The 11888-nt window shown below is 63.4% G+C and carries 14 protein-coding genes; 5 read left to right on the top strand and 9 right to left on the bottom strand.

Annotation, left to right across the window (positions count from 1 at the left end; all coding sequences use genetic code 11):
• Positions 1–38 precede the first annotated feature (38 nt).
• Positions 39–1016, top strand: coding sequence for a LysR family transcriptional regulator (locus ACODRZ_RS14230; RefSeq protein WP_488971394.1), 978 nt, complete (start codon positions 39–41; stop codon positions 1014–1016).
• 30 nt (positions 1017–1046) lie between these two features.
• Here ACODRZ_RS14230 and ACODRZ_RS14225 read toward each other — a convergent pair whose 3' ends face one another.
• Positions 1047–1838 (bottom strand): IclR family transcriptional regulator domain-containing protein, encoded by a 792-nt coding sequence (locus ACODRZ_RS14225; RefSeq protein ID WP_488971395.1) that lies wholly within the window; start codon positions 1836–1838, stop codon positions 1047–1049.
• A 108-nt stretch (positions 1839–1946) separates the two neighbouring features.
• Between ACODRZ_RS14225 and ACODRZ_RS14220 the strand changes: the two genes are divergently transcribed.
• Genes ACODRZ_RS14220 through pcaF form a run of 3 tightly spaced genes read left to right on the top strand, consistent with a single transcriptional unit; the run spans position 1947 to position 4545 of the window.
• Complete coding sequence (locus ACODRZ_RS14220) at positions 1947–2636, top strand: 3-oxoacid CoA-transferase subunit A (RefSeq protein WP_488971396.1); 690 nt, start codon at positions 1947–1949, stop codon at positions 2634–2636.
• A 13-nt stretch (positions 2637–2649) separates the two neighbouring features.
• The gene (locus ACODRZ_RS14215; RefSeq protein ID WP_488971397.1) at positions 2650–3306 is read left to right on the top strand and encodes a 3-oxoacid CoA-transferase subunit B; all 657 of its coding nucleotides are present in this window, start codon (positions 2650–2652) and stop codon (positions 3304–3306) included.
• Positions 3307–3336: 30 nt separating this feature from the next.
• The gene (pcaF, locus tag ACODRZ_RS14210) at positions 3337–4545 is read left to right on the top strand and encodes a 3-oxoadipyl-CoA thiolase (RefSeq protein WP_488971398.1); all 1209 of its coding nucleotides are present in this window, start codon (positions 3337–3339) and stop codon (positions 4543–4545) included.
• 114 nt (positions 4546–4659) lie between these two features.
• Here the strand turns inward: pcaF and ACODRZ_RS14205 are convergent, their stop codons facing one another.
• Together ACODRZ_RS14205 and ACODRZ_RS14200 are read right to left on the bottom strand one after the other, a co-directional pair.
• On the bottom strand, positions 4660–5166 hold the full coding sequence (locus ACODRZ_RS14205) for a hypothetical protein (RefSeq protein ID WP_488971399.1): 507 nt from the start codon (positions 5164–5166) through the stop codon (positions 4660–4662).
• 133 nt (positions 5167–5299) lie between these two features.
• A complete protein-coding gene (locus ACODRZ_RS14200; protein WP_488971400.1) occupies positions 5300–5779 on the bottom strand; it encodes a nuclear transport factor 2 family protein in 480 nt (159 codons plus the stop codon).
• A 283-nt stretch (positions 5780–6062) separates the two neighbouring features.
• Here ACODRZ_RS14200 and ACODRZ_RS14195 point away from each other — a divergent pair, with 283 nt between their 5' ends.
• Positions 6063–6956 (top strand): LysR family transcriptional regulator, encoded by an 894-nt coding sequence (locus tag ACODRZ_RS14195; protein WP_488971401.1) that lies wholly within the window; start codon positions 6063–6065, stop codon positions 6954–6956.
• 7 nt (positions 6957–6963) lie between these two features.
• On the opposite strand, the gene ACODRZ_RS14190 is transcribed toward ACODRZ_RS14195, so the two are convergent.
• The 6 genes from ACODRZ_RS14190 to ACODRZ_RS14165 all read right to left on the bottom strand — a co-directional run bounded on the left by ACODRZ_RS14190 (position 6964) and on the right by ACODRZ_RS14165 (position 11825).
• On the bottom strand, positions 6964–7770 hold the full coding sequence (locus ACODRZ_RS14190; protein ID WP_159832066.1) for an SDR family NAD(P)-dependent oxidoreductase: 807 nt from the start codon (positions 7768–7770) through the stop codon (positions 6964–6966).
• Between the two features lie 10 nt (positions 7771–7780).
• Positions 7781–8485, bottom strand: a complete 705-nt coding sequence (locus ACODRZ_RS14185; protein ID WP_159832065.1) for a glutathione S-transferase family protein — start codon at positions 8483–8485, stop codon at positions 7781–7783.
• 44 nt (positions 8486–8529) lie between these two features.
• On the bottom strand, positions 8530–9276 hold the full coding sequence (locus ACODRZ_RS14180; protein ID WP_159832064.1) for an HvfC/BufC N-terminal domain-containing protein: 747 nt from the start codon (positions 9274–9276) through the stop codon (positions 8530–8532).
• Positions 9273–10112, bottom strand: a complete 840-nt coding sequence (bufB, locus tag ACODRZ_RS14175) for an MNIO family bufferin maturase (protein ID WP_159832063.1) — start codon at positions 10110–10112, stop codon at positions 9273–9275. The genes ACODRZ_RS14180 and bufB overlap by 4 nt, the downstream gene beginning before the upstream one ends.
• A gap of 117 nt (positions 10113–10229) precedes the next feature.
• On the bottom strand, positions 10230–11108 hold the full coding sequence (locus tag ACODRZ_RS14170; RefSeq protein WP_159832062.1) for a class I SAM-dependent methyltransferase: 879 nt from the start codon (positions 11106–11108) through the stop codon (positions 10230–10232).
• Positions 11109–11177: 69 nt separating this feature from the next.
• Entirely contained in the window at positions 11178–11825 is a 648-nt protein-coding gene (locus tag ACODRZ_RS14165) for an NrsF family protein (RefSeq protein WP_488971402.1), read from the bottom strand.
• Between the last annotated feature and the right edge of the window lie 63 nt (positions 11826–11888).

The following is an 11888-nucleotide window of genomic DNA, read 5'->3' as shown; positions in this document are numbered from 1 at the left end:
TTCGATGATCGATCGCCGTCGTTGGGAGACAGGTAGGCTTGACCGCATCGAGAGAGAAGATCAGGAATGGAAAAGTCTTTTGCGTTCTGTGGGAAAATCACCTGAACCATTTTAGGCAGATCGAGCTGTTTGTCGCGGTTGCCGAATCTGGCAGCATCAGCAGGGCTGCCGAGCAGCTCGAACTATCGATCTCGGCGGCGAGCCGCTATCTGCAGGCGCTCGAAAGCCGCCTTGGTGCCCGGCTTGTCCAACGGACCACGCGCCGGCTTTCGCTGACCGAGGCTGGCAACGAATTCCTGCGGCGCGCGCGCGCGGGCCTGGCGGAAATTCGCGAGGCGGAGGCGGCGGTGCGCGACTTCGTCGTCGAGCCGACCGGCCTGTTGCGCGTGACGGCGTCGCTGTCTTTCTGCCTGCTGCACATCGAGCCATTGCTGACAGAGTTCACGCGCCGCTATCCTGAAATCACGGTCGATGTCGTGGTGGCAAATCGCTATTACGATATTGTCGACAACAGCGTCGATCTGGCGATCCGCACCCGCGAGTTCGAAGCCGACAGCAACCTGACGATCCGGAAGCTTGCCGAGACCCGTCGCGTGCTCGCCGCGTCGCCCGCCTATCTCTTGGCGAACGGCGTTCCGGAAACGCCCGAGGATCTGACCGATCACAAAATCCTCGTCTATAATTACGCGGTCCATCCCAATGAACTGGCCTTGTCCCGCGAGTTGGAGACAAAGATCATCACAATCAAGCCTTTCATCTCTGCGAATGACGGCCAAGTCGTCGTGCGCTCCGCCCTTCATGACATGGGCATCGTCGTGCAGCCCAAATATATCGTCTATGACGAACTGGAGGCCGGGCGGCTCGTCTCCATCCTCGATGATTGGGACCTTCCGCGCCTCACGATGAACATCGCCTTCCAGACGCGAACCTACATGCCCGCCAAGACACGCCTGTTCATCGACGCGCTGATCGATCGATTCCGGATCAACGACTTTAATCGGAAATGGACGTGCTGAGCGAATGCGTCCCGATCGTCTGGGCCGCCGCTAGACCCTCGGCGCTGCGAAGCCCATGGCGCTCAGTTCGCGTGCGACGCGCCGAAGCGGGGGAAGGAAGCGGGTGCGCAGCTCCGTGGGCGTCACGCGCGCCGCCTGAGTCCCGATGTTGATCGCGGCCACGACGCCGCGCGGCCCGGTTACCGGCACCGCGATCGATCGAAGTCCAACCTCCAGTTCCTGATCGACGATGGCATAGCCCTCGTCTGCAACATGATCGAAAAGTGCCAGCAGCGCCGCCGGATCGTCTTCGGTGTTCGCGGTGCGGGCGAGCAGCGTGGTGCGACGCAGATAGGCCGCCTGCGCAGCCTTGTCTTGCCCCGCCATCAGCACGCGTCCCATCGATGTACAGTAGAGGGGCAATCGGCTGCCGGCACGAAGCGAGATCGAGATGATCCGCGAGACCTCGGCGCGTGCGACATAATAGACCTCGTCCTCCTCGATCACGCCAAGCGAGCAGGATTCGTGCAGCTCGTCGCGCAGCTGGTCGAGCAGCGGCTGCGCGCGCATCGCCAATGTGCTCGACGAGAGATAGGCATAGCCCAGCGCCAGAACTTTGGGGCGGAGCGCATAGTCTGCGCCCTGTTGCGACGCATAGCCCAGCCGGACGAGCGTATGCAGGCACCGCTTGACCGCCGGGCGGCTCAGCCCGGTCAGCCGGCTTGCCTGAGCAATCGTCATCGGCCGCTCTTCATCGCCGAAACAGCGCAACACGGCGAGCCCGCGCGCTAGCGAGGTCATGAACTCCGGATCCCCGTCCGCCTGCAGCGATGCCTCCTGCACGTCATCCTCCAGTAATCGATTATCGGACGATAAGTCGTTTACCGATTGACGTAAAGTGTCGGCTGGGAGAGCAGCAGGGTCATAAAAATCTAGGTTGGAGAGCGGAGAATGATCGACAAGGTGGTAACCGACGTCGAAGCGGCCATAGCGGATATCTGCGACGGCGCGTCGGTGATGATCGGTGGCTTCGGCACCGCGGGCATGCCGGTCGAACTCATTGACGCGCTGATCGCCCGCGCCGCTGGCGACCTCACCATCATCAACAACAATGCAGGCAACGGCGAACAGGGCCTCGCCGCACTGATCCGCGAAGGTCGCGTCCGCAAGGTCATCTGCTCCTTCCCCCGCCAATCCGACTCGCATCATTTCGACGCCGCCTATCGAGCAGGCCAGATCGAACTCGAGCTGGTTCCGCAGGGCAATCTCGCCGCGCGCATCCAGGCGGCGGGCGCCGGCCTGGGTGCGATCTACACGCCCACCGGCTACGGCACGCTGCTCGCCGAGGGTAAGGAAACCCGTGAGATCAACGGCGAACAGCATGTGCTCGAATATCCGATCCATGCCGACTTCGCGCTGATCAAGGCGCACAAGGGCGATCGCTGGGGCAATCTCGTCTATCGAAAGACGGCCCGCAATTTCGGTCCGATCATGGCGATGGCGGCCAAGACGACGATCGTGCAGGTCGGCGAGATCGTGCCGCTGGGCGGGCTCGATCCCGAGAGCGTGGTGACGCCGGGCATCTTCGTCCAGCGTGTCGTCCGCGTCGCGGCCGCACTCTCCGTCGCCCACGCCGCCTGATCCGGACAGCCCAATGAACCGCATGACCCGTGACCAGATGGCCGCCCGTGTTGCCCGCGATATTCCGGAGGGTGCCTACGTCAACCTCGGCATCGGCCTGCCCACCAAGGTTGCCGATTATCTGCCGGCGGATCGGGAGATCTTTCTGCAGAGCGAGAATGGCCTGCTCGGCATGGGCCCCGCGCCCGCGCTCGGCGAAGAAGATTGGGAGCTGATCAATGCCGGCAAGCAGGCGGTGACGCTGCTGACCGGCGGCTGCTATTTCCACCATGCCGACAGCTTCGCGATGATGCGCGGCGGCCATCTCGATATTTGCGTGCTCGGCGCCTTCCAGGTGTCGGTGGCCGGCGATCTCGCCAATTGGCACACCGGCGAGCCCGGTGCGATTCCGGCGGTCGGCGGCGCGATGGACCTCGCCATCGGCGCCAAGCAGACCTTCGTGATGATGGACCTGCTTACCAAGCAGGGCGAGAGCAAGCTGGTCGAGACCTGCACCTATCCGTTGACCGGGCTCGGCTGCGTCTCGCGCGTCTATACCGACCTCGCGGTGTTCGATGTGGGGCCGGGCGGTGCCGGCGTCATCGAGATGGTCGAAGGGCTGGGCTTTGGGGAGTTGCAGCGGCTGGTCGGCGTGCCGCTCGCCCGCTCGACTCCCGCCGTCGCCGCATGAACAGCTGAACAGAAGAAACGGAACGACATCATGACCGAAGCCTTCATCTGCGACGCCGTCCGCACGCCGATCGGCCGCTATGGTGGTATCCTCGCGAAGGTCCGTGCCGACGATCTCGGCGCGCTGCCGATGGCGGCGCTGCTCGCGCGCAACAGCGGACTCGATCCGGCGGCGATCGAGGAGGTCTTCTATGGCTGCGCCAATCAGTCTGGCGAGGATAATCGCAACGTCGCGCGGATGAGCCTGCTGCTTGCCGGTTTGCCCAGCGCTGTGCCGGGCGTGACGCTCAACCGGCTGTGCGCCTCCGGGCTTGAGGCGGTCGGCCAGGCGGCGCGGGCGATCCGCAACGACGAGATGGCGCTGGCCATCGCCGGCGGCGTCGAGAGCATGACGCGCGCGCCGTTCGTGATGGGTAAGTCCGACACGGCGTTCGGCCGCGCGCAGAAGCTCGAGGATACGACGATGGGCTGGCGGTTCGTCAACCCGGCACTCGATGCGCTTTACGGCACCGAGACCATGCCCCGCACCGGCGAGAATGTCGCCACCGACCATGGTATCGCGCGCGTCGACCAGGATAGCTTCGCATGGCGCAGCCAGCAGCGTGCGGCGATCGCGCAGGCGAATGGATTCCATGCCGAGGAAATCGTCGCGGTCGCGGTGCCCGGCAGCAAGAAGGGCGAGAAGACCGAGGTCTCGATCGACGAGCATCCCCGCGCCGACACGACGATCGAGACGCTCGGCCGGCTCAAGCCGTTGTTCGGCACCGATGGGACCGTCACTGCGGGCAACGCATCGGGCATCAACGATGGTGCTGCGGCGATGATCATCGCCAGCGAGGCGACGGCGAAGACGCATGGGCTGACACCCCGCGCGCGCATCCTCGGCATGGCGTCCGCCGGTGTCGCGCCACGTGTCATGGGGATCGGCCCGGTGCCCGCGACACGCAAGCTGATGGCGCGCCTCGGTCTCTTGATCGGCGACTTCGACGCGATCGAACTCAACGAGGCTTTCGCCAGCCAAAGCCTCGCAGTCATGCGCACGCTCGGGCTTGCCGACGACGCGCCGCACGTCAACGCGAACGGCGGCGCGATCGCGCTCGGTCATCCGCTGGGCATGTCGGGCGCACGGCTTGCGATGACGCTCGTCCACCAACTTGAGAAAAGCGGCGGTAAATATGGCCTCGCCACGCTGTGCATCGGGGTCGGCATGGGCCTGGCGCTCGCGGTCGAGCGGGTCTGATCCAAAGGCCCGCGATTAGCACAGCGGCCGACCTTTTACCGCGGCGAGCTGCCCGATAGGGACGTTGCCTCCCGCCGCCTGTTGTGTTCCACATCGTCGCGATAGGATACCGCGTTATCGCAGGAGCAGTGTCGCCTCGGCTATTGCAGATAGCACCGCGGCAATCCGATCGGCGGATTGTGTCCGGTCGATCTTCGGCATACCTGCCCCGGTGGGATCGATGCTTGCCAACAGCTCACCGACGCCATCGAGCAGGACGTTCATCGGAGTTCTCGCGTTCGGCGCTTTGACCAGTGGATTGCCTGCTAGCGTCGGGATCTTTTGCGCACGCCTGGCCCGATTGATCTCCGCACGCTCGAGGTCGGAAATGGTCCACCCGGCCCGCTCCAGTATCTCGTGCACCGCGGACACTGGCGCGAGGCCGAAAAAGCCGAGCTCCACAGCGCCGACACCGTAGGCGACGAAACGGCCGAGGGATTCGACGCCAGAAGCTTCGGCGAAGCTGCGTTCTGCGTCGGTAATGGAAGCGAGATAGAGGGCATCGCCTAGGCCCAGGTCAGGAGCTGTGGTGCGCGGAGGGGCGTGTGCATTAAACCGATGGATTTCAAGATGATCGGACATTGGGACAAAATCGCGAAGCGGTCCGTCATTGATGACAGCAGCAAGGCGACAGAGCTTAAGCGACGGCCGCCAATCGACAGTCTGAAGGGTACCAGCCAAACGGGACTGCGAACGAGGAGCGCAAGGCCGCTGTCTATAGCCCGAGACCGCTAAGAGATGGATGGTCATCGGGCCGGCGACCGAGCGGCCAACGATATAGCCGGTCATTTTCGCTCGACAGCTGCAGATCGTTGATGCTGGCGAAACGGCGCTGCATCAGGCCATTATCGGCGAATTCCCAATTCTCATTGCCATAACTGCGATACCAGCGTCCTTCAGAATCACGCCATTCATAGGCAAACCGCACAGCGATCCGATTGCCCTCATAGGCCCAGAGCTCCTTAATGAGACGGTAGTCAAGTTCACGTTCCCACTTGGCGGCGAGGAAGGTCTGGATCTCTTCACGGCCGCGGGGGAACTGGTCTCGGTTCCGCCATATGCTGTCGGGCGAATAGGCCAACGCCACCCGCTGGGGGTCGCGGCTGTTCCAGGCGTCCTCTGCGGCTCGGACCTTGGTGATCGCAGTCTCGCGCGTGAAAGGCGGAAGCGGCGGGCGGCTTTCGGCATCGCTCATAGCATAGAGACTCCAGTTGGTGTTCCAGCACACTGTTCCAAGGAGTTGCCGATGATAATTGCCGTCATCCGCAGATCATTATTGCGCAGGATGCGGAAATCTGAGCGGCGTTCAAGCCGATGCCGCCTGCGGACGGCACAGAACCAATCGTCTGGTTTCGAGGGCCTCGGCAAGCGCCTGCCGAATACGTGTCGAGAGACGTTCCAGCGCAGATTGCGCGAGCAAGATTCTGTGATAGTCGAGGCCAAGAAGCCGTCATTTCTTGCGGCAGGAGAAAGAGTGGATGGACCGTCTCGACAGCTTGCGAACCTTCATCGCCGTCGCTGATAAGGGCAGCTTCACCGAGGCGGCGCGTTCGCTCAACGTGTCCGGCACGGCGGCAACGCGAGGAGTCGCCGCCCTCGAGGCGGCACTGGGCGTAACTCTCTTCATGCGAACGACCAGGTCGGTTCGCCTTACGGAGGATGGGGCGGCCTATCTCGAACGCTGCCGGGCTGCGCTTGCCGACCTCGATGATGCCGCGGAAATGCTGCGGCGAAGGACTAGCGAGCCGCGCGGGACATTGGTCGTCACGGCGCCCGTTGTGTTTGGCCGGTTGCACATCCTGCCTGTGGTCACGCAATTGCTCGGCCGTTTTCCCGCGCTCGACGTCCGCCTGATGCTGATCGATCGCGTTGTCCGCCTCGCGGAGGAAGGAATCGATGTCGCCGTGCGCATCGCGGATCTCTCGGATAGCGCGTTGCATGCGTTACGCGTGGCAGAGGTTCGCCGCGTTCTCACGGCAAGTCCGGACTATCTCGCACAGCATGGAGAGCCCAAGTCAGCAACCGAACTCCACGAGCATGTTCTGATCTCGTTCGACCAGCTCGCCGGCGCAAATAGCGAATGGCGCTTTGGCGCGACCGGTAAACCCACCATTCGCATCGCGCCGCGGCTCACGGTCAATAGCGCGGACGCAGCGATCGCGGCCGCTCGCGCCGGATTGGGTATCGTCCGGACGCTGTCCTACCAGGTCGCCGAGGACGTCGCGGCAGGCCGGCTGAGGCCCGTATTGGCCGAGCTTGAGCCGCCACCGGTGCCGGTGAACCTCGTGTTCCAGGCAAGCCGCCGAAGCTCGCCCAATGTGCGAACCTTCCTCGATACGGCTAAACTGCATTTCGCGAATGGGGTAGACTGACTTCCGGCTACAGCGCGGAGTGTGATTTCACACCCTCCTCGAACGCCGATTTGATCGACAGGAAGCGCGCATCGACGGCCAGCGGGTCTTTCCGGTTGAGATCGATCAGGGCCTGACGCTCCGGCCCTCCCCGGATCACCTCAATCGCGTCGGACGCGATGCCGGCGACGATGGCATCGGCCACATGCTCCGCCGGTTCCAAGGAGAAACCGACATCCGGACCGGCTCTGTTGGTGGCCATCATCGGCGTGTCGGTCCCGCTGGGATAGACGGTAAGAACGCGGACACCCTCGCCGTTGAGTTCGCGGCGAAGGGACTCGCTGAAGCTGGAAAGGCCAGCCTTCACGGCCGCGTAGGTCGCATAGAAGGGCATGGCTATCAACGCGATCGCGGAGGTGACGTTCACCACCATGCCACCAGCGCCATCCTTGAGGGCAGGCAAGGCCGCACGCGTGAGAAGGATCGGAGCGACGAGATCGACCTCGACCATCGTGCGGATCTCGTCCTCACGCATATCGGTGAGACGGCCGGCCCGCACGGCGCCGGCATTGTTGATCAAAATGTCGAGGCCGCCGAGCGAGCGGGTCGCGCCGAGGAGGGTCGCAGTGCGGCCCTCCTCGGTCGAAACGTCCGCGGATACGCCACTTGCTTCGGCGCCCGCCAGGCGCAGCGACGCCACCGCCTCGTCGACCGCATTCCGCCGGCGTCCAGTCACCACCAATCGGGCGCCGCGAGCGGCAAGCGCCCGTGCCGTGGCGAGACCGATGCCGCTTGTGCCGCCTGTAATCAGAACGCGCTTGCCTTCGATATCCATTGTCTCTTCCTCACGCTTCCTTCGGGTAGTTAGAAGGGAAGAGAGCCCTCTTGGTCTCCTCGTCGAACTCCCTCTTGAACGCGTGGTCGGTGCCCACCTTGCGGGCACGTTCCGCAGCTACCCGCGCATTGATGTCGGCGAACCACCGTTCGATGTTGGGATAGGCCGCCAGGGGATTTTCGGCGCCCGGCAGGACGAACTGCGCCCGGTCGATCCAACCCCATGCCGCCATGTCCACGATCGTGTAATATTCACCGACGATGAAGCGGCGGTCGGCGAGATGCACGTCCAGCACTTCGTAATGGCGGTCCGCCTCGCGCCGGTAGCGGTTGACGGCGTAATCGAGTCCCGAAGGCGCGGCGCGCTGGAAGTGAACGGCCTGCCCCGAGAAGGGCCCGAGACCCGAGGAGACGAAGAACAGCCAGGACAGCAACTCGGCCCGGTCCGCCGGGTCACCGAGGAAGTTGCCCACCTTTTCCGCCAGGTAAAGCAGGATCGCGTTCGAATCGAACACGCGGACTTCCCTGCCGCCTGGCCCATCGGTGTCGACGATCGCCGGAACCTTGCCGTTAGGGTTGATAGCGAGATAGGCTGGAAGGTGCTGCTCTCCCTTGCTCGTGTCCACGGGAACCAGCTCATATTCGAGCCCGGCTTCCTCGAGCAGCAGCGCGACCTTGGCGGGATTGGGGGTGGGGTGAAAATAGAAACGGATCATGTTGGCCTCCTTGGTCGGCGGTGTGGACAACCGGTTCGGGTGATTTATCGAATGTTGGCGATCAGCCCGTCCTGAAGCCAGGAGGCAAGATATCCCCCGGCAGCTTCTACCGCGCTTTCGAGGCCGTTCTCTTCGGCCAGGCGGTCACACAGGCGCGCGAAGCTCAGGCCAGACACGGCGAGCTGAATCGCCCCCATCTCGGTCTGTTCGATGGTCGCAAAATGCGGCTGCAAGTCTACGCGCCACACACGGATCCATGCCGGTTCGGGTAGCATCTCGGCGGGAGGAACGTCCTCGCCGGCCGCGATCGCGTTCCAGATGGCACCGCAATTCGTCTTGACGGGCAGGAGGTCGAGTGTCGGCACGAAATCGATGACGGCATCCTCCCAATCGACATCGGAAAGGCGCTGGGGGTCGAAGGCGACCGCGTTCGGACCGTCGAACGCCCGGCGCAAAGCCCAATCGAGCGCAGCTATCTCACCGACCTCGATGTCCCCAGGATAGAGCGCGTTGATCGTGTCGGAAAAACCCCCGCCATAATCACGCAGCGTCCAGCTATGGGGAGGATGCTGGGCGATGTGGTGGCGCGCGGCTTGCTCGAACCGTTCGTCGCCGAGCCACGCCCAGAGACGCTCGTAGCTGTCCTTGAGGCAATCGACGAGCTGCGCGCTATAGGCGTTGTGGTAAACAGCGAGACCCGGTCCCGCATCACCGTCGACCGCAACCGGAATCTCGCTCGGCTGGTCGAGCAGGAAGCCGATGAAGCCACGCTGCAGATCAAGCAGGCTCATGCCGCCTCCGCCACGCGCGTTGCGATTCCGCGCGCTATGTCGAGCTCGGCCAGCAGGTCCGCCAGCGGCGGGATCTTGTCGTCTCGCTCGATCATCGTCGCGACCGGCCCGAGGCGGGGATATATCCGTCCGAACAGCTCCCAGACGAGATCGGGAACTGGCTGGTCATGGGTATCGATCAAGCGATGGCGGCCCTGGCTGTGACCGGCGAGGTGAACTTGCCGGACGCGGTCCGCGGGGACACCCGCAAGATACTCATAGGGGTCGAACCCGTTGTTGGTGCCGCTGACATAGATGTTGTTCACGTCGAGCAGCAGGTAGCAGCCGGTCCGACGGGTCATTTCAGTGAGGAATGCCCACTCCGGCATCTGATCATCGGCGAAGGTCAGATAGGTCGACGGATTTTCGAGAACCAGGGGACGTTCCAGGACGTCCTGCACATGGTGGATGTTCGCGCAGACCGTGTCGAGCGCCTCCTCGGTGAATGGAAGCGGAAGCAGATCGTGGGAATTGACGTGCTCGATCCGCGACCAGCTCAGATGATCCGAGACCCATAGCGGGTCCACACGATCGGCGAGGGTCTTCAAACGCTCGAGATAGTCGGGGCGGACGCCATCCGCCGATCCGATCGACATCGATACGCCGTGCATCGCGACCGGCCAACGTTCGCGCACCTGGTCGAGCACATGGAGCGGGCGCCCGCCGGCAACCATGAAGTTTTCGGAGATGATCTCGACGAAATCGACCGGAACCGCCTCATTCAGAAAATTCTGGAAGTGCGGGATGCGCAAACCCAGTCCAAAACCCTGAAATGGCGCTATAGTCTCTTTCGACACGAATATACTCCTGAGCGGCGTACCGGGTCGGCCATTGGGGGGAGTGTCCGGCCCGGCACACTGGCAGGTTCGTTCTGCCTGGTGCTTGGGTTACATGCCCCCGGAAAATCTGCTGGCTCAGACCGGCTTGCGAAAACGCAACGTCATCCTGTCGCTTTCGCCGATCGCGTCATAGCGCGCGCGCTCCTTGTCGCTCAGAAACGGATGGCCCGGCCCCGCGCTCAACCGCGCCGGCGGCAATGTCCAGACGCCGAAGGGATAGTCCTTGCTGTCCTTGGGATTGGCGTTGATCTCAGAGGAACCATCGAGAATAAACCCGGCCTTCGTCGCGGCGTCGATGACGGTCTGTGTCGCGACATAGCCGGTGAACTGGCCCGGCCCGGTTAGTTCGGCCGTCTTCGGTTCGGCGCGATGCTCCTCGACAGCGAAAAATCCGCCTGGCTTCAGCGCGGTGAAGATGTCCCTCATCGCCTTGTCACTGAAGCCGAGATGGATCCAGTTGTGGATTTCTCGGGCCGAGATGATCACATCGACCGAATTCGGCGGTGCGAGCGGCCCCGAAATTGCGCCAAAAGCGGCGTAGCGGATATTGCCATAAATGGAGGCATCCGCATGCTTCGTCTCGAAGCGCCGGCGATCGACCTTGAGGCCGCCTGGAACCTTGGGGTCATCGAGATCGGCCACGCCGGCGATATAGGTGCCTCCGGCCTTCGCCAGATAGGGCGCAAGGATTTCCGTCCAATATCCACCCTCCGGTTGGAGATCTACGATCGTCAGCCCCGGTTTGACGCCCCAGAATTGCAGCGTTTCATACGGATGCCGAAAGCGATCTCGTGCGCGATCGCCGGCCGGGCGCAATTTGGCATCGATTGCACTCCGGAGGGCCGGGTCCGCAGCCGTCTGCCTCGCGGCGTCATTGGCATGCAACGCAGGCCCCGAGAGGACCGCAACCGCCATCAATCCTGCGAGCATCGAACGCGCGAAGACCTTCCCCATGTGTCACTCCCAAAGTTGATATGAATTCCACATCCGGCAGGAGGCCGCCCACATGGCGGCCCCCTTGCTTCACCACCGGAGCACTTTTCGACCGATCGCCGCGCCGATCAGTGACGCTACGCCGAGCCCCAACGAGTACCAGAGAAGGACGAAGCCGGGCGAACTCTCGGTGCAGTGCAGCGCATAAACCGTGGCGGCCGCGCCGCCCGCGACAAGCCCGGCGGCCGCGCCTGCCGCCCCAAGCTGGGTCGGAGCCAGTCGCGAAAGGCTCCAAAGCAGCCCGAAGAACACGGGCGCCGAAAGCCCGGCGACATAGAGCGGGCACTGCGCCCAACTCGACCCCATCCAGAATGCCTCGCCATTGTCGGCTGGCGCTGCGCCCAGCCGGAGCAGGGTGATGGCAGCGAGCATGACGAGCGGAACGGCGAACAGCCTCGCCCAATGCACCGGCCGTGAGTCCGGCCGGCTAAGACGATCAAGCGCCTGGAAACCCAGATACACCAGCGAGCCGCTATAGAGTAGCTTCACCCAGAAAATGCCAGTCGACATCGCCTCGCCAAGATCATGGCGAATCCCAAGAGACGGCCAGAGCACCACCGCGGCAGCGGCGATGGCGGCACCAGAGATCAGCCCCTTGCGCAGGTGGGCACGAGAACTGCCGGCCGGCACCGGGTGCAGGTCGCTGGCAAGCTCCGCAATCAACATTTCGGTATTCATGAATTGCTCCGTCGAACACTCGACCGACGGGCCTCCACGCCGCGAGTCAGTTACCTATTCGAA

The organism is Novosphingobium sp. FG90, assembly GCF_057808725.1.
Note: the sequence above shows the minus strand (reverse complement) of the source record. Positions and strands in the feature narration are given on the sequence as shown.

What these genes read in the sequence shown, in the direction of transcription:
- ACODRZ_RS14190 (WP_159832066.1), bottom strand. Translation starts at nt 7,770, where the DNA reads ATGGATATCGAAGGCAAGCGCGTTCTGATTACAGGCGGCACAAGCGGC.
- ACODRZ_RS14195 (WP_488971401.1), top strand. Translation starts at nt 6,063, where the DNA reads ATGGACCGTCTCGACAGCTTGCGAACCTTCATCGCCGTCGCTGATAAG.
- ACODRZ_RS14200 (WP_488971400.1), bottom strand. Translation starts at nt 5,779, where the DNA reads ATGAGCGATGCCGAAAGCCGCCCGCCGCTTCCGCCTTTCACGCGCGAG.
- ACODRZ_RS14220 (WP_488971396.1), top strand. Translation starts at nt 1,947, where the DNA reads ATGATCGACAAGGTGGTAACCGACGTCGAAGCGGCCATAGCGGATATC.
- ACODRZ_RS14205 (WP_488971399.1), bottom strand. Translation starts at nt 5,166, where the DNA reads ATGTCCGATCATCTTGAAATCCATCGGTTTAATGCACACGCCCCTCCG.
- ACODRZ_RS14180 (WP_159832064.1), bottom strand. Translation starts at nt 9,276, where the DNA reads ATGAGCCTGCTTGATCTGCAGCGTGGCTTCATCGGCTTCCTGCTCGAC.
- ACODRZ_RS14165 (WP_488971402.1), bottom strand. Translation starts at nt 11,825, where the DNA reads ATGAATACCGAAATGTTGATTGCGGAGCTTGCCAGCGACCTGCACCCG.
- ACODRZ_RS14170 (WP_159832062.1), bottom strand. Translation starts at nt 11,108, where the DNA reads ATGGGGAAGGTCTTCGCGCGTTCGATGCTCGCAGGATTGATGGCGGTT.
- ACODRZ_RS14215 (WP_488971397.1), top strand. Translation starts at nt 2,650, where the DNA reads ATGAACCGCATGACCCGTGACCAGATGGCCGCCCGTGTTGCCCGCGAT.
- ACODRZ_RS14185 (WP_159832065.1), bottom strand. Translation starts at nt 8,485, where the DNA reads ATGATCCGTTTCTATTTTCACCCCACCCCCAATCCCGCCAAGGTCGCG.
- pcaF (WP_488971398.1), top strand. Translation starts at nt 3,337, where the DNA reads ATGACCGAAGCCTTCATCTGCGACGCCGTCCGCACGCCGATCGGCCGC.